This is a genomic window from Lysinibacillus sp. RU7, assembly GCF_057837305.1.
On the sequence record NZ_JBYQFK010000225.1, the window covers coordinates 1 to 250 of the forward strand.

Genomic DNA, 250 nt, shown 5'->3' on the forward strand with positions numbered 1-250 from the left:
GCAAACCGCCCTCAAACAAAACATTCTTACCCTGCATAACCGCATCAATGAATTGGGCGTTGCCGAACCGGTGATTCAGCAACAGGGCAACGAACGTATTGTTGTCCAGTTGCCCGGCATCCAGGATGTGGCCAAAGCCAAGGAAATTCTTGGCCGTACCGCCACCCTGCAATTGCGCATGGTCGATGACTCCCCCGCAGCCATGTCTGCCCTGGCCAGTGGCACGGTGCCATTCGGACTGGAGTCTTTC

The 250-nt window shown here is 56.0% G+C and carries 1 protein-coding gene; it reads left to right on the forward strand.

Features of this window, described 5'->3' with window-relative positions; genetic code table 11:
* Window positions 1–250, forward strand: a 250-nt coding sequence (locus tag AC3II9_RS22190; protein ID WP_489158906.1) for a hypothetical protein, incomplete at both ends; no start/stop codon positions are given.